This is a genomic window from Sulfidibacter corallicola (assembly GCF_017498545.1).
GTDB classification, from domain to species: Bacteria; Acidobacteriota; Holophagae; order Acanthopleuribacterales; family Acanthopleuribacteraceae; genus Sulfidibacter; species Sulfidibacter corallicola.
The window spans coordinates 10,260,246-10,281,489 of record NZ_CP071793.1 but is presented as its reverse complement, the minus strand read 5'-3'; the positions used below and the strand labels follow the sequence as shown (position 1 = coordinate 10,281,489).

The 21,244-nt window shown below is 65.2% G+C and carries 2 protein-coding genes (1 of these 2 running past the window's edge); both read right to left on the bottom strand.

Annotation, left to right across the window (positions count from 1 at the left end; translation table 11 throughout):
- On the bottom strand, positions 1 to 1,094 hold the beginning of the coding sequence (locus tag J3U87_RS30990; protein ID WP_237379676.1) for a choline/carnitine O-acyltransferase. It extends 2,269 nt beyond the left edge of the window; the window shows 1,094 of its 3,363 coding nt (coding positions 1-1,094); the start codon lies at positions 1,092 to 1,094; its stop codon lies beyond the left edge, outside the window.
- Positions 1,091 to 21,244 carry a non-ribosomal peptide synthase/polyketide synthase gene (locus J3U87_RS30985; protein ID WP_237379675.1) on the bottom strand — a complete coding sequence of 6,718 codons (20,154 nt, stop codon included), beginning with the start codon at positions 21,242 to 21,244 and terminating at the stop codon, positions 1,091 to 1,093. Before J3U87_RS30985 ends, J3U87_RS30990 begins: the two co-directional genes overlap by 4 nt.

Sequence of the window (21,244 nt, the reverse complement as noted above, 5' to 3'; positions counted from 1 at the left end):
AGCACCCTGCCCAGCATGTCCGGTGGGGCGGCCCGCTGGAACAGCGTGAGGGAAAGCACCCCGAACACCGCCATGTCGATCGAGAAAAGGAAGGCGCTTCCGGCGGTCAACGCGGGCTGCGGTGGGACCCAGGCGAAACAGAGGGCCAGGCCCATGACCAGGCTCGCGAGCTGCACCAGAAGCACCGTGTGCCGCTGGATCCAGGTGGACATGCACAGCAGACTGCCGCAGAGCACGCCTGCGCTGCCCGCTGCGAACGCGAGGCTCAACACCTGCGGCGAGGTGGCATCCAAGATGAGGGTCGGCATGATCACGAACAGGAATCCCAGGGTCGCGGACACCATGCAATTGAGGACCAAAAGCGGCATCACCCCGCGCTGCCTGCGCATCCAGTGCCAGGCCGAAAGCATGTCGCGCCAATGATGATTGGGGACTGTCGGAGAGGCGGTTCCTTTTGCCTCCTCGTTCCCGGTTTCGGGAATCCTCAACGGCAACAGCGTGGCCGTGGCCCAAAGGAAGGTCACCAAATCCACACCCAGAATGCCCGCGATCCCGATCGTTTCGAATAAAACCCCCGCGGCGACGCCCGCGCCGATGCCCGCCACCGAATGGCCGGTTTGAAGCAAACTGTTGATGCGCACCAAATGATCGTCGTTGACGAGGCTGACCACGCTCGCCTGGACCGCCGGTCCCTGAATTCCGGAAAACACCGACTGAACCAAGATCAGGGCGAACAACAAGGCGGGAGAGAGGCGGTCCGTCATAAAGCAGAAGACGATGAGGCCGGCAACCAGGGCGCAGCCCGAATCGCAGACCAGGATCACCCGTTTTTTGGGGACTCGGTCGATCACGCCACCCAAAAGCGGTGTCAACAGGAGCGAGGGCAGGAACGCCGCAGAGATGGCCATGGCGAACAGCGTGGCCGATCCGGTCTCTTGGTAGATCCAGATACTCAGGGCGAAGCCGGTCAAATTGGAACCGAAGGTGCTGGCGGCTTGACCACCCGCAAAAAGGAAAAACAACCTGGTGGACACGCCGGTTGGCGTCCAGGCTCCCGTGAGGGACCGGTCGACCCGGTCGGCGGCGGGTTTCATGGAGTGACCTCCTCGGGAGCGCCGGTTTCCCCGTTCGGCTGGGTTGACCCGATCCATTCGGCAATCCGAACCGCGTTGTGTCCAAGCAGCATGTCTCGATGGGATCCGGGCAGGCGAAGCAGGTGCATCCCATTCCCGGCATAGGCCGACCAATCGCGGGGATCGAGCGAGGGCGTATCGGAAGGGTCGGTTTCCAAGCCGGTGCCTTGGATGACTTCGGCCAGGGCACGGGAACCATCGGGGATGGGACTTCGGTACATCAAATCCAAGTACGCCTGGCTTGGTGGGATTTCGGCCCGGACGTAACCGAAAGGAACGCCCAGTTTGGGCGGCGTGTATCGGTACCCGAGTTCGCCGGATTGCCGAGACGTGTGGAGGAATGCGCGGAGTTGATTCATGTCTTGGTCGCTTCCCGCTCCGAGATCGGATTGGGCCAAGCGGACGAGTGCCGTCAAACGCTCGTCCTCCGACATGTCGATGAAGGTTTCGAGATCGGGATGTGCTTCGCGATCCCCGACCCGTCCCAGAATCGTGTGGTAGTCGAGCGGCGCGACCAATCGGCGATAGCGCGCCCGTCGACCTTCGACAGGCAACCACCGCGGCGTCACCGAAGCATCGACCAATACCACCTGTTCCAGGGCTGCACCGGATCGGGACAGTTGGTGGGCCATCTCGAAGGCGACCAGGCCCCCGAACGACCAGCCGAGCAGGGCATAGGGGCCCTCCGGCCTGGTGTTTTCGAGGATGGCGATGTAGTGTGCCGCAAGGTCTTGAACCGACTCGAAGCGAATGGCGGGGTCGAGCAGCGTGGGGCACGAGATGCCGTAACAGGGGCGATCCGTCGGAAGCGCCGCGACAAGGTGCTCGAATTCCGCCAAACCTCCGCCGCCCGGGGCGATCAGGAACAAAGGCGGCGCACTGCCCCGCGTTCGATAGGGGCGAATCGACCCATCCAGGTCGCTTTCCCGCGAGGGCTGCATGGGGGACGAGACCGCCAGCCCCTGATTCGAGCGGAGAAGGGATGCCATTTGGCGGACGGTGGGGTGACTGAACAGTTTGGCCAGCGGCAACGCCTGGCCAAAGGCGGTTTGGATTCGGTCCACGAGGGTCACGGCCATGAGGGAGTGCCCGCCCAGTTGGAAGAAATGATCGTCCACACCGACCCGCGCCACATCGAGGACTCGGGCCCATATTTCGGTGAGCCTCCGCTCCGTAACGTCTCGTGGCGGCATGTATGGTGCGCGGCTGGAACGCGCCGGGCGAGACCCTTTCTCGTGATTCGGTCGTGGGAGCGCATTTCGATCGAGTTTCCCGTTGGCGGTGAGGGGCAGCGCGGCAAGGGTCACGATGTCGGTGGGCACCATGTAGGCCGGCAGCCGCTCGCCCAGCCAGCGATGAAGGTGATCCCAGTCGACCGAGGAGGATCGATCGCGCTTGGTTTCGGTATGCATCACCACATAGGCCGCGAGGTGGGGGCGACCTTCCGCATCGTCGCGAATCAGGACACGGGCCGTTTCGATGCCCGGATGTCGGGCCAGGACGGTTTCGATCTCCCCGGGTTCGATTCGGTGGCCACGCCATTTCAACTGCTGGTCGCAGCGCCCCTCGAACAGGATGTTCCCGTCGGGCAGGAACTTGGCCACGTCACCGGAGCGGTACATGCGGGCGCCTGGTGTGCCGGAAAAGGGATTGGGCACGAAACGGGCCGCCGTCTCGGCCGGATTGCCCTGGTAGCCGCGTGCCAGTTGCGCGCCGCCGATGTACAGCACGCCCGGCACGCCTACCGGAACGGGATTCAACCGGTCGTCCAGGAGGTACAGCTCGGTTCCGGCCGTGGCCTTGCCGATGGGCACGGCGCTGCCGGTTACGGAATCCGAGCCCCAAACGAACGTGGTACAGCCGACGACGGTTTCCGTGGGTCCGTATTCGTTGATCAGACGCGTGTCGGGAGCATGTCCATGAAGCCATTCGAGCTGGTCGCGGGTCAAGGCCTCGCCGCCGATCACGATGTCGCCTACCACGCCAGCCAGTTTTTCGGGCGAAACCGAATCGCGGAGCAGGTCGAGGTGGGTCGGGGTGAGTTTCACCAAGCTGAAGGCCTGGCCGCTCGTCAAGTGTTCTGCCAGGCCCTGGACCGGGTCGGCATGGTCTACCAGGGTGATCGATCGGCCGCAAAGCAGGGGCGGCAGCAGTGAAGTGAGGGTGAGATCGAAGGCCGGCGAGGAGTGGATCAACGTACTGTCGCCGCCGTGGTAGCGATAGGTGTCCAGGCTGACGTCCAGATAGTTCTCCAAACCCTCGTGCGTCACCATGACGCCCTTCGGAAGGCCCGTCGAGCCGGATGTGTACAGGACATAGGCCGTGCTTTCAGGTAACGGATGTGGATCGGGGAGGTGACTCTTGGGGCGGGGAGCCTCGTCTGTGGAAATCGCCCATTCCTCGACGTCCGTGCCCAGACTTTCGGGAAGCGGCTGCCCCCGAGCCGAAATCACCAGGTCGATGTCGGCATCGGCGATCGCATGGGCCAACCGGCGTTCGGGGTAGTCCGGGTCGAGAGGCACGAAGGCACAGCCCGCCGCGAGGATCGCGAAGACGGCGACCGGCCACTCGGGACGTCGACCCAGGTACATGCCGACGCGGGTTTCCGGCCCAACACCGGCTTCCACCAACCGCTGCGCCAGCGCGGCCACCTGGAACCCGAATTCGGCGTAGGTCCAGGATCGAGAGCCGACGACCAAGGCTGTGGTGTTCGGCGTGCGGGCGACCTGGTCGGCGAAACAGCGTGCGAGCGGTGGTCGCGAACGATGGCGGCGCCGGGGCCCGGATCCCAAGGCGACCCATCTCGGGAACTCGTCCTCCGGAATGAGGGCCTGCTGGGTCAGGGGCAGGTCGGGTCGGCGCAAGAGCCCTTCGGTCAGAACCTGGAACTGGGCCGCCAGGCGCTGCGCCGTTTCCGGCAGATAGAGGTCGCGGTTGTATTCCAGGACCGCGTGGAAATCCCCTGACGATTCCGTGAAGGTGAGGGTCAGGTCGAACTTGGTCGTGGGAAATTCGAAGGGGAAGGGATCCACATGGGCGGGCATCGCGCCGGGCTCGTCCTCCGCCGCGTGGTAGACGAACATGACTTGGAACAGCGGGGAATGGCTGGTGTCCCGATCCGGTTGAAGCTCGGCCACGGTTTTCTCGAAGGGAACGTCCTGGTGGTGCATGGCGGCCAGGGATTCGCGCCGCACCAGGTCGACCAGATCGGTGAACCGAATCGAGCCATCGAATCGCGTGCGCACGACCAGGGTATTGATGAACAAGCCGATCAGGGGTTCGAGATCCTGAAGGCGTCGCCCGGCGACCGGCGTACCCACCGAAAGATCGTCACATCGCGAGAGGCGATGGAACAGTGCCTTGAATGCGGCCAAAAGGACCATGAAGGGCGTGACGCCGGCGCCTTGTGCGAAGTCCACCACTTTGGCGCTCGTGACGGGGTTCAGCGAGAACGGCAAAGTGCCGCCTCGATAGGTTTGGAAACCGCCGCGCGCGCGGTCGGTGGGGAAGGTGGCCGGGGTCAGGCCCGCCAACTGGTGCCGCCAAAAATCCAATTGTTCGTCGAAGGCAGCGCTGTGTACCAGATTGCGCTGCCAAGCCGCATAGTCGGCGTATTGCAGGGGGAGTGGCGTCAAGCGAGGGGAGCGGTTTGTGTCCTGGTCACGGTAGAGCGACACCAACTCGCGCGCGAGAATGCGCTGGGACCAGCCGTCGGAGAGGATGTGGTGCAGGTTGAGGAACAGCACGTGGTCGTCGTCGGCCAACGAAACCGTGTGCAGCCGCACAAGGGGGCCTTCGGCCAGGTCAAAGGGCCGCTTGGCTTGGGATGTCACATAGGCGCGCGCTTCGGGTTCGCCGGCGGGTGCGGTTCGCCAGTCGAGCACCCTAAATTCCAGGGCCGATGCCGGATCCACGAGAACATCGGCAACCGGGTGGCCGTTCCGCTCGGGGAATCGGGTTCGCAAGCTCTGATGGCGGGTGACCAGGGCCGTCATGGCAGCGGCCATTCTTTGGGCCGAAAAGGGACCGCGAAAGCGCAGGGCCAGGGGCATGGCGTAGGCGTAACGATTGGGGCTCAGTTTGTCGAGGAACCAAAACCGCTCCTGTGCGAAAGAGAGCGAGGCCTCGGTGCGGCCGGGTACCGGCACCAGTGAGGGCAGGGCGGACATCGGCCGGGCGGTCAGTCGGGGCGCCAGTGCCGAAATCGTGGGGTGGGCGAACAGGTCGGCGATCGGGAGTTGAAGGGCCATGTCGGAGGCTACGCGGTTCGCGACACGCATGGCCTTCAACGAGTGACCGCCCAAGGCGAAGAAATCGTCGTGAACCCCCACGCTTTCGAGGCCCAGTACCTCGGCCCAAATCGCCGCCAGGGCGGCTTCGGTCTCGTTCCGGGGCGGCACGAACGCCGAGTCCGTGATCGAGCGCGAACGCTGGGGTATGGGCAGCGCGCGGCGATCGACCTTGCCGCGGGCGGTCAGCGGAAAACGGTCGAGGAACAGGAACTGGGAGGGGATCATGTAGTCCGGCAACCATTGCGTCAGGCGTTGGCGCAGGGTCGGGATATCGAGGGGCGAGCCCTCGACATAGGCGACCAGAAACGGGTCGGCAGGGTCCGCTTCGTCGAGGACCACGAGCGCTTGACGACCTTCGGTGACGCGCGAAACGACCGTGGCCACCTCCGCGCACTCGATGCGGAACCCGCGGAGTTTGACCTGGTGATCGAAGCGGCCGACGAACTCGAGCTGCCCGAGGGCCGACAAGCGCACTTGGTCGCCAGTGCGGTACATGCGCGCACCTGGCACTCCGCTGAAGGGATCGGGGAGAAAGCGTTCGGCGGTGGGACCGGGACGACCCAGGTAACCTCGGGCGAGGCGAGGTCCGCCGAGATACAGTTCGCCGATGTGGCCCAAGGGCACGGGCTTCAGGCACGGATCCAAGACATAGGCCTGCGTTTGGGAAAGCGCGGTCCCGATGGCGATGGTGTTTCGGTGGATATCGTCGCGGCTCACGCGGTGCCGGGTCGCGTAGATCGTGGTTTCGGTGGGGCCGTAGACATGGACGAGTTGCGCGGGTCCACCCGCCGCCATCACCCGGCCGACGAGGTCCGGGTTGACCCGCTCCCCGCCGAAGAGCAGGAGGCGCAGGTCGTTGAAGGCTCGAGGTTCGCTTCGCGCGAAGTGGTTGAACAGCGCGGTGGTCAGGAACATCACATTCGGGCGGGCGGCGAAGATCGCGTCGGGGTGCCCGAGGTGGGATGCCGATCTCCCGCCGGTCACCAAGGTCGCGCCGTTGGCCAGTGCCGCCCAAACTTCCCAGGTCGACGCGTCGAAGGACTGGTCGGCCAGGTGGGCCACCCGGTCGCCGGGTTCGACCTGCCCGTAATTGCTGCGATCGACCGTGCGCAGAATGGCCGTGTGGGTGATGCCCGTGGCCTTGGGATTCCCCGTGGTCCCGGATGTAAACACCACGTTTGCCAGGGCTTGGCCGGGTACCCTGCGACACGGTCGGTCGTGGGGCCGGTCGCTCCAGCGGTCGGGTTCCCAAACCAGTTGGCGCCGTGACGGGCACCCTTCGATCGGTGCGTCACTTCCTGTGATCACGATCGGGACGTCCAACTCGCCGAGTAGGGTCTGGATCCGTTTTGGGGGAAGGTCGGGATCGATGGGCACATAGGCGCCGCCGGCTTTGAGGATCGCCAGAATCGAGACGAGATACTGCGGACCGCGCTTCAGGCCCACGGCGACCGCGGTTTCCAGTCCGACGCCCAGCGCCATGAGATGGTGGGCCAGTTGGTTGGCCTGCCGGTCGAGGTCTTCGTAGCTCAGCGCCAAATCGCCGAACGACAGCGCGATTCGGCGGGGATGACGGGAAGCGATGGACGCGAAACGCGTGACCAGGTTCTCCTCACCCTCCCATGTGACCAGTTCGGGGTTCAGCACTCGGGCCAGTCGCAGGCATGTCTCGGGATCCGGTGCCAGCAACGTGTCCACCGTCCACTCGGGGTGGGCGACCGCCGCTTCGATCAGGGTCGTGAACCGATCCAGCAACAGGTCTGCCTGGGTGGAGCTGATCCGATCGCCGTCGTATTGGAGACGCAGGGTCAGGGTTTCACCGGGTCCGGCGGCGAGGACCAACGGGTAGTTGGTTCGCTCGCTCGTCTCGACGTCCACCAGGGAAAAGGCCTGGTCCGGCCCGCTCAGGGCCGAGGTGTCCAAGGGATAGTTTTCATAGGCGAACAAGCTGTGGAACAGCTCCGTGCCGGTCGGTACCTCGCTCCACTGGACGATCCGGCTCAGGGGCAAGGATTCGTGTTCGCGCATGGTCGCCAACGTCTCCTGCAGGGTGCCCAACCATTCGTATAAGGTGCGGTCCCGAGCGATGCGGATCCTCAGGGGGAGTGTGTTGATGAACAGGCCGATCATGCGTTCCGAGCCTTCCAGGTCGGCGGGACGCCCGGAGGTGATCGAGCCGAACAGGGCCTCCTCGCGATTGGCGAACTGAGCCAGGACCAAGCCCCAAAGACCTTGGAGCAGGGTGCCGGTGGTGATGCGATACTGGTGGTGGAATTGGTCGATCGCCCCTGTCGTCGCGCGAGAAAGGCGTCGGGTCGTGTCGGTCGTGGCCGAGGAACCCTTCGTGATTGGGGGGCGGAGGTCCATGGGAAGCGGGGTGGGTTCGGTGAAGTCGGCCAGGTTGTCGATCCAAAATGCCTTGGCCGCTTCCTCGTCGCGGCAGGCGAGATAGGCCACGAAATCGCGGTAGGGCCGCACGGTCGGCAAATCGGGTCGCTCACCGGCCAACAGGGCGGTATAGATCCTGGCAAAGTCGTCGAGGATCAGGCCCAGGCACCAACCGTCGATCAGCGCGTGGTGGTGGGTCCACAAGATGCGGGTCCGTCCCTCTTCCTCGGGAACCAGCGTCAGGCGCATGAGCGGCGCTTGGCGTGGGTCGAATCCCCGGCATCGGTCCGCCATCAGGAAGGCCTGCCAATTCTCGATGGCCGAAGCTTCGATCACGCGAATCGGCAGCGCGACCTCTTCCAGGACCATCTGACGTGGGCCGACCGGTGTGTCGTCCAGGAACGCGGTGCGCAGGACCGCGTGGCGTTGGGCCAACGTCGCCCAGGCGGCTTCGAACGTTGCCGGGTCCAGTCGTCCGGCCAATCGAAAACACATTTGGGTGATGTACTGGCCCGATTTGGGTGCGGACAAGGTATGGAACAACATGCCCGCTTGCAAGGGGGTTGGCGGGTACACATCGGCGATGGGGGGTTGCCGAGCTGCCAGATGGTCCAGGAATGCTTGATCCAAACCGGCCAGGGGAAAATCGGAGGGCGTGTAGCCTGGTTTCGTCGCGGTGGCACAGTGGGCGATCAGGTCCGCGAGGGCCGCGTGGAACGCGTCGGCCAGGGCCTCGATTCGCTCCTGGGAAACCAGTTGGGGCACGAAGGACCACGAGACGTGTAATTGCCCGCCGACGATGATCGCGACGATGTCCAAGAGATGGGCGCGCGGCTGGGACGCATCGATTTCGGTGCCCTTCAAGGATTGGTCGGGAACACGGAATAGGCTGGAGTCGTTAAGGTTGCCGTCCATTTGTCCCAGGTAGTTGAAGCTCATCTGGGGATGCGGTGTCGATACATTTTGGTCCGCGCGACGGAGATAGGTACTTAGGCCGGGTTCGATGCCCGCGTTGCGGATCTCGCGCAACGTTTCCTTGATGCGTTTCAGGCGGGCGATCTGGTCCTTTTCCCGCAAACTCAGGCAAACGGGGACCATCGCCGTGAACCAACCGACGGTGCGCGACAAGTCCACGTCCTGGAACAGCTCGGCGCGGCCGTGGGTTTCCAGGGTGACGGATGTGGCTTCGCCACCCACCCGGGTCGCCAAGGCGCCGGCCAGTGCCGTGAGCAACAGATCGTCGATTCGGGTACGGTAAGTCTTGTTCACCTCTTGCAGAAGGGCACGCGTGGTGGCGCCGTCCAGGTTTCGATGCACCGTGCGCACGTGACCGACCAGGTTCAGGTCACGCAGTGCCACCGGGTCGACCAACTCGGGGAAGACCGGGACGGGTGCCGGCAGATCCGAGACAGGCGCCGCGCCAGGGACTTGTTGGCGCGCGAACCGATGGAGGCGGCGAGCCCAGCTCTGCCAGGAGGTTGATTTCGCCGGGAGCGTCACGGTGCCGGTTTCGGTGAGCGACGCCACCGCGGATTCCAGATCCTCCAGCAGGATGCGCCAGGAAACGCCGTCGATGACGAGATGGTGGCACACCAACAATAGGTGGTCCTGGCCCGAAGGATTTTGAAACAACACGCCCTTGAAGAGCGGACCCTCGGAAAGGTTCAACCCGGCCTGGTGGATGTCGGCCCGAGTGCGGATCAGCTCGTCGGAATCACCCTCCGAACTCAAGGACGCCACCCTGAAATGGCGTTGTCTCTCCGCCGGTCGGTCGGCGATCGGTTCCCCGTGCCGGGCCGTCCATCTGCCGTCTTCGTCTCGTGCGAAGCGCAGGCGCAGGGCGTCGTGGTGATCCACCAGGGCGGCAATGGCCCGTTCCGCGATCTCGGCGTCCAGGTCGTCGCAGGTCAGCATCATCGACTGATTGAAGTGATGGGCTTCGGGGAGGTCCCGCTCGAAAAACCACAACTGGATCGGGGTGAGTGCCGCGGGCCCGCCGATGGGGCCTTGCTCGGCGTCCATGGCGAGGGCCCGGCGGCTCACGTTCGCCAACTCGGCGATGGTTTGGTGACGGAACAGGTCTCCGGGCGAGAGGTGGAGCCCCGCCGCCTTGGCACGCGCCACGATTTGAATCGAGAGGATCGAATCGCCACCGAGATCGAAGTAGTTCTGGTGGATGCCGATACGGGCGATGCCCAGGGTGCGCTGCCAGACGTCGACCAGGATGCGTTGTTCATCCGTTTCGGGCAGGATGGTTTCGGTCGGGAGCTCGCCGGTGCCGCGTTCCGGCCGCGGTAACGCGCGCCGGTCGACCTTGCCGTTGGCCGTCAGGGGGAAGGCATCCAAAAAGACGAACGCGGCGGGAACCATATACTTGGGCAACAGGTTCGCGAGATGGCGACGGATCGGCTCGACCTCTTGGAGTCCGCCAAGCAGGTACGCACAGAGGAATTTCTCGCCTGGCCGATCCTCGATCAAGGTCACCAGGCTGTCGCGCACGCCGTCGAGGGTTTCGAGTGCCTGTTCGATTTCGTGCGTCTCGATGCGAAAGCCGCGTAGTTTCACCTGATGGTCGCGGCGGTTCAGGAAGACCAAATTGCCCGCCCGGTCCCGTTTGACGATATCGCCGGTGCGGTACATCCGCGTACCTGGCTCGGTCGCGAAGGGATGGGGCAGGAACGATGTCGCGGTGCGGGACGGCAGGGTCAGGTAGCCGCGACTCAAACCGGGTCCGCTCAAGTACAGCTCGCCGGGTGTATCTTCGGGAACCGGTCTCAGGTGGGCGTCGAGAACCAGCGCCGCCATGCCGGTGATGGGCCTGCCGATCGGGGGTGGCTCCAACGGGGAGAGGGTGCGCCCCAGTGGGTGCCAGGTGGCGAAGGTGGTGCACTCGGTGGGGCCGTACATGTGGTGCAGCGCGGTATCGGGACAGGCCGAGCGGACGCGGCCGATCAGTCGAGGGACGGCGGCTTCGCCGCCGAAGAGCAGCACCCGCAAGGGTCGGTAGGCCTCGGGCTGGAGTTGCGCGATTTGGTGCACCAGGGCCGTGGTTTGGAAGAGGATCGATACCCGGCGCTGGTGGAGTTCGGCCGCAAGATGATCGGCGGAAGACAAGGTGTCCGCGTCGATGCCCACCAAGGTGGCGCCGTGCATTAGGCCGCCCCATATCTCGAAACTGGCGGCATCGAAGGCGAGATGGGCGGCGAGGGCCATGCGGTCGGCCGAATGGATGTCGAGGTAGGCGTTCCGGAGGACCAGTCGGGCGATGGCCCGGTGGGTGACACCGACCGGTTTGGGGCCGCCGGTGGATCCGGAGGTGAAGAACACGGCGGCCAGAGCATCGATGGGTACATATCGTTTCGGGGCGATTTCACTGGTGTCGCCACGGTCCTCGAATACCAGGAGGTGGTCGCGATGCGCTTGGAGAGAAGCCATCTGTGCCGGGCCGCACAGGATGTGGTGGATGTCGAGGGTCGCGATCATCTGGTCCAGTCGCCGGGACGGGCTTTCGGGATCGAGCGGGACGTAGGCGGCGCCGCATTTCACGACGGCCAGAATGGCGACCAGCGCCTCGACCGAACGCGGCAGGCAGATCGCGACCGGGGTTTCGGTGGTCACGCCGTGACTTGCCAACCGGGCTGCCAAATGATTGGCGCGACCGTTCAATGCGGCGTAAGTCAGGGTGGTGCCGGGGAAATCCAGCGCGACGGCAGTTGGCGATTGGGCCGCCGATCGCTCGAAGAGGTCGGCCAGGTCGGATCGCGGCGCAACGGAAGGAACGCGTTCCGTCTCAGCGAAGAGGTGGCGGTGCTCCTCGGGCGTCAGCCACTGCAATCGATCCAAACGTCGCCGTGGATCCGCGATGGCCTGGCGCACCAACCACTCGAAGCGTCGAAGCAGCTCGCCGGCGCCGATTTCGTCCACCCGGCTCGCGTCGTATTGAAGGTCCAGGGACAACCGGTTCCCCGGCACCGCGGCCAAACAGAGGGGATAATTGGTGCTCGACCGCTCCTGCAATCCCGAGATGTGCAATCCCTCGCCGGGTGTGGCGGCCGACTCGGCGGGAAAGGGAAAGTTCTCGTAGGCGAACAGGGTCTGGAACAGTGGTCGGTCCCTGTCCACCTCGCTCCAGCCGTGGATACGGGCCAGCGGGGTGTGTTCGTAATCCCGTTGGTCCGCACTCGCCCGCTGTTGCGCCTGCAGCCAGGTTTCGAGTGAGATGGGTTGGCTCGTATCGATCCGGACCGGCAAGGTGTTGATGAACAGCCCGATCATGGTGTCCGCGCCGACGAGATCACCTGGGCGGCCGGACACGACCGTGCCGAAGACGACGTCACGCGTGCCGGTGAGGCCGCCCAGCAGCAATCCCCACATACATTGGAGGAAGGTGGCCGGCGTGATGCGCAACCGACGGGCCAGGGTCTGCAGGCCCTCGGTCAAGTCGGCGGGGAGCCGGTGGCGAAGGTTCTCGATGGCGGCGGGTTGGTCGGTCGGCCTTGCGTGGGGGAGTGGCGTCGGGTCGGTGAAACCGGAGAGGTATCCACGCCAGTACGTTTGCTCGGCACCGCAGTCGCGCTGGGCAAGGTACGCGATGAAGTCGCGGTAAGGGCGGCTGGGTGGCAGCTCGGGTGTCCGGCCATCTGCCAAAGCCCCATAGACACGCCCGAAATGGTCGAGCAACAGGCCGATGCACCAGCCGTCCAACAGCAAGTGATGGTGACTCCAGATCACCCGATAACGACCGCTACTTTGGCGGCTGACCGTGAAACGCATCAGGGGAGGTCGGGTCAACGCGAACCCGCGATTGCGATCCTCGGCTAGGAATACCTCCATACTATCTGGGTCGAGGGGTTCGTCGATGAAGTCGATCGGGATTTCCGCCCGGCGATGAACCATTTGGAGTGGGGGATGATTGGCGCTCGAGACGAACGAGGTACGGAAGATGGGGTGGTGCTCGGCCAGAACCAGCCAACTGCGCCGAAACAGGTCGAGGTCGAACGGGCCCGTGATCTCGAAGACCATTTGCGTGAAATAAGGGCTGTTTTCGTCACCTTCCAACGCGTGGAACAACATGCCCTGCTGCAGGGGCGAGAGCGGATAGAGGTCGGCGATCGCTTTGGGATCCAGGTTCAGGTCATCGAGCTGGCCCTGGTTCATCGAGGCCAAGGGCACATCGGTGGACAAGATGCGCTCCGCGGTTTCGGCGATGCCCCCGTGGATAGCGATCTCCGGTGCGGTGTCGCCCGTGGTCGCGGCGGCCGCGAGACTGGCCACCGTCTGGTGCTCGAACAAGTCGCGAACCTGGAGTGCGATCCCCTGCTTGGCCGCTTTGGCCACCACCTGAATCGACAGAATCGAGTCTCCGCCCAAATCGAAGTAGTTGTCGTGCCGACCGACGCGATCGACCCCCAACACCTCGGCCCACAGGCCGGCCAAGATCCGCTCGGTCTCGGTGCTCGGCGGCGCGTACCCGTCGTTCGTGGATTCGCGGCGGCCCGGTCGGGGCAGCCTCCCTTCGTCCAGCTTGCCGTTGGCGGTGAGCGGCAGGGCGTCCAGCCGGACGAAGGCCGTCGGCACCATATAGGCCGGCAGGCTCGTGCCGAGTCGGCTGCGCAGGGTTTCGTCTCGGAGCGTGGGGTCGGAAGCGTCGACGTCGGGCGCGGCAACGAGGTACGCGGTCAGCCTGGTTCGGCCTTCGGCGTCGTCCATGATCCGCACGCGGGCGGACGCGATCGCGGGAAGGTCGGTCAAGGCCGTTTCGATGTCGCCGGCTTCGATTCGGTAGCCCCGCCATTTCAACTGGGCGTCGCGTCTGCCCATGAACTGGATGTGGCCGTCCTTACCGTACCTGGCCAGGTCGCCGGAGCGGTACATGCGGCCGCCGGGCTCGGGTGAGAAGGGATCCGGAACGAACCGTGCCGCGGTCAGGGCGGGTTGGCGGTGGTACCCGCGAGCCAGTTGGTCGCCGGAGATCCAAAGCTCGCCGGGCGTTCCCGGGACGACCGGGTTGAGCTGGTCGTCGAGAAGATGAATGCGGCAGTTGGGTAAGGCGCGTCCGATGGAGACCTCGGTACTCTCGGTCGCGCCGTCCCAGGTGAAGACGGTACAGCCCACCACCGTTTCGGTGGGACCGTACTCGTTCAGAACTCGCGTCGAGGGAGCGTGGCTTTCCAGGAAGCGGGCTTGTTCCACGGTTAAGGCTTCGCCGCCGAGCACGATCGTTTCGAAGGCGTCCGTCCAAGATTCGGCCGGTATCTGGGCGCGCAGCGTGGTGAGGTGGGTCGGCGTCATTTTCAGCAGGCCGAAACGCTGTCCGCGCGCCACCAGGTCGGCGGGCGTGGGATCGCCTTCCCCTTCACCCACCAGGGTCACCGTCTTGCCGGCGAGCAAGATCGGGAACAGGCCGGTGACGGTCAGGTCGAAGGCCGGCGAAGAGTGAATCAGGCTGCCGCCATCGGTCGTGTACCGGCGAAGGCAGGTGCTGACGTAATTGGCCAACCCGCCGTGGGTGACCATCACGCCTTTCGGTGTGCCACTGGAACCCGAGGTGTAGGCGATGTAGGCCAGTTGTTCGGCGTGGGGTTTGGGCAAGGTGGTCGGATTGCGCGTCGGTGCGGGCGGATTGGCCGCGTTCACCTGCACGAGGTTCGGTGCTGCCAGATCAGCCGGCAAGGGTGACCCATCGGCCGAAATCACCAGGGAGAGCCCGCTGTCCGCGATCATCGCGGCCAGGCGCGGCGCCGGATATCCCGGATCCAGCGGCACGTAGGCGGATCCCGACTGGAGGACTGCCAGCAGGGCGACCGGCCACTCCAGGCAGCGACCCATGTACACGCCGACCGGGATGTCTGGCCCGGCGCCCAGCTCGACGAGCACTCGGGCGAGCCGATTCACGCGGTCCCCCAACGCCGCATAGCTCAGCTCCCTATGGTCGAGCCGGACCGCCGGAAGGTCCGGTGTCCGCGCCGCCTGTGCCGCGAATCGTGCGGGGATCGAGCCACCGAAATCGGGTCCGTAATCCACGGCGGTGCGGTGCCATTCGGCCAAATTCGCCCTCTCGCCTGGCAGAAGGGGCGAAATACGGGACAGGGGCTGATCGGGTCGGCTCGTCAGGGTCCCCGCCAGATTTTCGAACCGCGCCACGAGGGCTTGCATGGTGTCGGTCTCGTAGAGATCGGCGTTGAATTCCAAGACCCCGGACAGGCCTTCCGAACCTTCGATCAAAGTCAGGGTGACGTCGAATTTGGCAGTGTTTTGGTCGAACGGGAACGGTTCCAGGGCCATCTCGTCCAGACCGTCGGGCGAGGCCGCCGGGACGTTCTGGTAGACGAACATCACCTGGAAGAGCGGTGAATGGGCCGAACTGCGTTGCGGTTGGAGGTCCGTCACGATCCGCTCGAACGGGATGTCCTGGTGTTGGAAGGCCTCCAGGCAGGTCTCCCGAAGCCGCTCCAACCACTGCCCGAAATGCAGTTGCGGCGCCCATTGGGTGCGGATGACCAGCGTGTTGATGAAGAGGCCGATCAGGTCTTCGGTTTCCACCGAGGTGCGTCCTGCGATCGGGGTGCCCACGGTGACGTCGGCCTGGCCGGAAACCTTGTGGAACAGCAATTGGAAAACCGCCAACCAGGCCATGAACGGGGTGGCCGATTGCGTTTCGGCCAGGGCGGCCATCTCCCGTTGGAGGGTCCCGGGCAGGTCGAAGGAGATCCGGCGGCCGCGGAAGGTCTGAACCGCGGGACGGGCATGGTCGCCGGGGATGGTGGTCGGGGCGACCCCGCCCAATTTACGGCGCCAGTAGTCCCGTTGCCCTTCGAAGGCGCCCTCCGCCGCCGCCTGGCGCTGCCACAAGGCGAAGTCGCCATACTGCACCGCGAGGGCCGGGCGCTGTTCGGTGATTCCCCGTCGCAATGACGTGTAATGACCCACCCATTCCCGCACCAAGAGTTCCAGCGACCAGGCGTCACCGATCAGGTGGTGCAGGTTCACATAAAGGACGTGCTCGCCGGTCGAGATGGGAAACAGGACGAAACGGGCCAAGGGTGCCTGCGCCAGGTCGAAGGGGCGCGCCAGGTCTTCGACGATGTACGCCCGAATCGATGCGTTCGGGTCGGTGCCTGCCGGCCGGACGACTTGCAGCGGATCCGGTGGAACTGGGACGATGCGCTGGTGAGGGACCCCGTCGCGTTCTTCGATCCAGGTTCGCAGGGATTCGTGGCGGGACATCACCTGTGCCAATGCCCGCGAAAGTAGAGGGGGGTCCACGGGGCCGATCACCCGAAAGGCCACGGGGATGTGGTAGCTGCTGCCCGGACTGTGGTGGTCCAAGAACCACAGCCGCTCTTGAGCGAAAGACAAGGGAATCGGCGACCCAGGCGATCGGGGCTCGATGCGAAACTTCGGCGCATCGCTTTCGGGTCGATCGGTGCCGCGCTCCAGAAAGGCGGCCAGTTCCACGGGCGTTGGGTGTTCGAAAAATTCCGGCAACTTCAGCTTGCCTGGAAAACGTTGGTGGATCCGCGAAAAAGCCCGGACGGCACTCAGGGAGTTACCGCCGTGATCGAAGAAATGGTCGCGGGGATCGATATCGTCCCGACCCAGCACGGCCTGCCAGACCGTCACCAAAAAATCCACCGTCTCCGAGATCGTCGATTCGGCGGGCTCCTGTGGCTGGGCGGAATCGGCCGCCTGGATTTGGCGCGCGGCCGCCGTGGTTTCCGATCGGGTCGCTCTCGCCGAGCGTCGCTCGGTCGATGGTTGCAGCCCCGTGGGGTCGGACGTCGCGCCGGCGCCCATGGCCGCCGCACCGCCAGGTTCCGTCGGCGGGGTCAGGGCATCCAGGTGAAACCATGCGATCGATGCCAGCGGCAGATCGGGCTCGGCCGCCCATCGCGTCAGCAAGTCGCGGTAATCCTCGATCCACGAAACGACCGACGCGGCAGCATACAGGTCGCGGTTGTATTCCAAGCGCCCGCGTAAGGTGCCGTCTTCTTCGGTCATGTGCAGCGTGACGTCGTTTTGGGTGGCGCCGGTCTCGAAAGGGAATGGCTCGATCTTCAGTCCGTCAGCAGCGGTGTCCGCCTCGGATACGGCATTTTGCAGAACGAACATCACCTGAAACAACGGGTTGGCGTGGCCTACGTGCGGCAGGTCGCAGTGGTCGACCACCTGGTCGAAGGGCACCTGCTGATGGTTGAAGGCCTCCAGGCACTCGTGGCGGACGCGTCGCAAAAGCTCTCGGAAGGTGTCGGTGCCGCCGATTCGGGTGCGGACGACGAGGGTATTGACGAAAAGCCCGATCAGCGACTCGGTGTCGCGGTGGTCGCGACCGGCGACGGGGGTGCCTACCGCGATGTCGTCCACACCGGCCCGCGCGGCGAGCACCAGCTTGAGGCCGGCGAGCAGGGTCATGAACAGCGTGCTCCCCTCGCGACGGCTGAGCGCGTTCAAGGCCGCGCTGAGTTCGGCGGGGAGGGTGAAGGCTTCTGCCGAGCCGCGCGGTGTGCGCAACGCGGGGCGCGCGTGGTCCGGAGGAAAACCGACCGGCTGCACTCCAGCCAGCTTGTGACGCCAGAACGCCAACTCGTGCGCGATCGCGGCGCTTTTCAGTCGATCGCGCTGCCACACCGCCACGTCCGCGAACTGGAGCGTCGGCCTCGCCAGGTTGGGGCTGCGGTCCGCCCCGAGCGCGCGATACCAGGCGGTCACTTCTTTGACCAGGATGCCCTGGGACCAGCCGTCCGAGACGATGTGGTGGGTGTTCACGAACAGCACCTGGTCGTCGGGGCCAAGCGGGAACAGCGTGACCCGCAACAATGGATCTTTGGCGAGGTCGAAGGGGATGGTCGCGAGGGATTCGATCCGGTTGCGGATCCAGGCCGCGCGGTCGTCGTCCCGGGTTTCGGGGGGCGGGGTTTCCGTCGAAAGGGCGACCGGGATGGGGTCGTCGATGACCTGGTAGGGTTCGCCCAGTTCGCTGAGAAACCGCGTTCGCAGGATTTCGTGGCGGGTGCGGAGTGAAGTGAAGGCTTCGGCCAAGCGATTGGGGTTCAGCGGCCCCGTCAGGCGCAGTGCGACCGGCATGTTGTAAGCGGTACTTTCCGGGTCCAACTGATTGAGGAACCAGAGCCGTTGCTGGGCGGGCGAAAGGGGCGGCCGACCGTCGCGCGGGACGGGCATCAAGGACTGCCGGATTGGGGTCTTCGGGTGGGCATCGGCCAGCGCCTGCGCCAGAGTGGCGATGGTCGGGTTGTCGAAGAGCGAGCGCACCGGCGGGCGCAGGCCCAGGTCGCTTTCGATGCGGGCGACGACGCGGGCCGCGGCGAGCGAGTGACCGCCCGAGGCAAAGAAGTCGTCATGGATGCCGACCTGGGCTCGATCGAGAATTTCGGCCCAAATGGCCGCCAGCTTTCGCTCGAGATCGGTACACGGGGCCTGATAGCCCGGCCCGTCCGTCCCCGTGGGGGCCATCGGCTCGGGCAAGGCGCTCCGGTCCAGTTTGCCGTTGGGGGTCAGCGGCCATGCATCCAGGAAGACGAAGTGACCGGGAACCATGCCGAGTGTCAGGCGATCCGCCAGCCGTTCGCGCAGGGTTCGCGTGTCGCACGGCGCCCCCTGAATGTAGGCGACCAGGCTGGGCTCACCTGGCCGAATCTCGCGCAACAACACCCGACAGCTACGACCCTCCGACACTTCGCCGAGCACCGTTTCGATTTCGCCCAGTTCGATGCGCACTCCGCGGAGCTTGATTTGGCCGTCCAGGCGGCCCAGGTATTCCACGTTGCCGTCGCCGAGGAGCCGGGCGCGATCACCGGTGCGGTAGAGGCGCGCGCCGGGCTCGGACGAAGCTGGGTTGGGCACGAATCGCTCGGCGGTCAAGGCCGGCCGCCCGTGATAACCGCGCGCCAATTGCACGCCGCCGATGTAGAGCTCGCCCGGAAAACCGATCGGTGCCAGGTGGCCCTCCTCGTCGAGAATCGAGAGGTCGGTGTTGTCGATGGGCCTGCCGATCGGCACGCTGCCCCGCCGCTCGTCCTTGCGACAGGCGTAGGCGGTCACGTCCACCGCCGCCTCGGTGGGGCCGTAGAGATTGTGAAGCGCACAGGACAGGAGGTCGTGGAAACGCGAAACCGAAGCCGGCGACAGGGCCTCGCCGCTGCAGATCACCCGCTCGAGCGAGGTGCAGTGCGGGGCGACGTCGCCCGCCGCCAGGAACCGGTCGAGCATGGAGGGTACGAAGTGGATGGTCGTGATGCCGGTGCGATCTATCAGCTCGGAGAGGTAGCGGGCGTCCATGTGGCCCTTCGGCTTGGCCACGACCAGGCTCGCCCCGGTCAGCAGCGGCCAGAAGAACTCCCACACCGAGACGTCGAACGAGAACGGCGTTTTCTGGACGCAGACGTCGGACTGGGTCAGGCCGAAGGCGTGCTGCATCCAAGCGAGCCGGTTGACGATGGCACCGTGGTTGTTCATGACGCCTTTGGGTCTGCCGGTCGAGCCGGAGGTGTAGATGACGTAAGCCAACAGCTCCGGATGGTGGTCGATCTCCGGATCACCGCATTCGGTCGTGGTGGTCAATTCGGCCGGATCGACGAGCGGCACATCCCCGAAATCGATGGAGTCGCTTTCGCCGACGATCAGGATCGGATTCGCGTCCCCGACCATGTAGCGTAGCCGGGCGGCGGGGTAGTCAGGATCCAGGGGAAGGTAGGCCGCGCCCGCCTTCAGGATGCCGAGCAGGACCACCGGCAACATGGCGCAGCGGTCCAGGTGGACGCCCACCAGGCGATCGGGCCCGACACCGCGCGCCATGAGGCCGTGAGCCACCCGGTTCGCCAGCAGGTTGACCGCCTCGTAGGTCCACTTCTCGTCTTCGAACACGACGGCCACCTGGTGCGGTGTGCGCCGGGCCTGGCGTTCGAACAGCGCGTGAAGGGCCTCGTGACCGTCGATTTGACGGCGGGCCCCGCGACCGATCGCCAGAATGGCCTCGCGAGCCGAGGCATCCGCCACCAGCGGGCCGTCGAGACGGTGCCGGGGATCGCGCACTACCAACTGCGCCAACCGTTCGAGCATCGCCACCAGTCCGGCCACCGTTTCCGAAGAGAACAGGGTCGCGTCGTACTGCAACTGGCCGTGGAAGCCGTCGCTGCCTTCCCAAAGGGCCAGGCTCAGGTCGAACTGCACCGTATCGGCTTCGACCGGATAGGGCCGAACCGCGAATTCCCTGTCTTCGATGCGCTGCTCTACGGCGGCGGTTTCGAGAACGAACATGGCGCGGAAGAGCGGTGACCGTCGCCCGGTGCGGCTGGGGTTCAGTTCGCGGACCAGCAGGTCGAAAGGCAGGTCGCGATGTTGGAAATCGCTCAAGGTCTGGGTCTTGATCCTGTGTAGATGGCCCAGGAAGTCCTGCCGATCCTCGAGATGGCTGCGCAGCACCAAGGTGTTGACGAAGTAGCCGATCAACGGTTCCAGTTCCGGCCGGTTGCGGTTGGCTACCGGCGTGCCGACCAACAGGTCGCGATCGCCGCTGAAGCGGTGGAGCAGCCACGAATACAGGCTCCACAGGACCATGAACGGCGTGGCGCCCTCGCGTTGGGCCAGGTCGCCGATCGCGCGGGACAGTTCGGGAGACCATCGAATGGGATGCGAGGCACTGGTGCCGGCGGCGCCGTCGCGTGGGTAATCGGCAGGCAGGTTCAGCCGTTCCGGGCGCCCCGCCAGGCGTTCCTTCCAATAGGTCACCAGGCCGGCTCGCGCTCGGTCGCGTGCCGGATCGCGTTGCCAGTGGGCGTAATCGCCGTACTGGAGAGGTAGTGGGGCCGGGTTGAGGGCACGACCTTCCAGCTCGGCCACGTAGCGGGTGATCGTTTCCCGGTGCAGCAGCGAAAACGACCAGGCGTCGACCACGATGTGATGCGCCAGCAGCAGCAACACGTGGTCGCGGTCCGCCATTTTGAAGAGGGCGACCCGAAACGCGGGACCGTTCGCCAAGTCGAAGGGCTCGTTGACCTCCAGGCGGACCATCTCCGCCAAGCGCGCCTCACGACGCGTTTCGGGCTCCTCGGTCAGGTCGTAGAACAACGGGATCAGGGGTTCGGGGTCGACCACCACCTGGAAGGGGACCCCGTCTTCGGCCGGAAACACCGTGCGCAGGATTTCGTGCCGCGCGACGACGCCCGTCAGCGCCCGAGCCAGTGCATCGGGAAAGAGGACGCCGCGGATGCGGGAGCCGGAGGCCAGGTTGTAGGCGGTCGTGCCTTCCTCGTAGCGCTCGATGAACCACAGGCGCTCCTGTTCGAACGAGAGTGGGGTGCGCACGTCGACCGGGCGCTGGGGAATGACTTGGTGGAGTTTGCCTCGCAACCTGCGGCGGAGCAGTTCCCTTTTGGCTTGGCTGAGTTCTTTGTCGCGGCTGGTCAGTTGCTTCAT

Excerpts from the sequence above, each read along its gene's own strand:
- J3U87_RS30985 (WP_237379675.1), bottom strand. The coding sequence starts at position 21,244 with ATGAAGCAACTGACCAGCCGCGACAAAGAACTCAGCCAAGCCAAAAGG.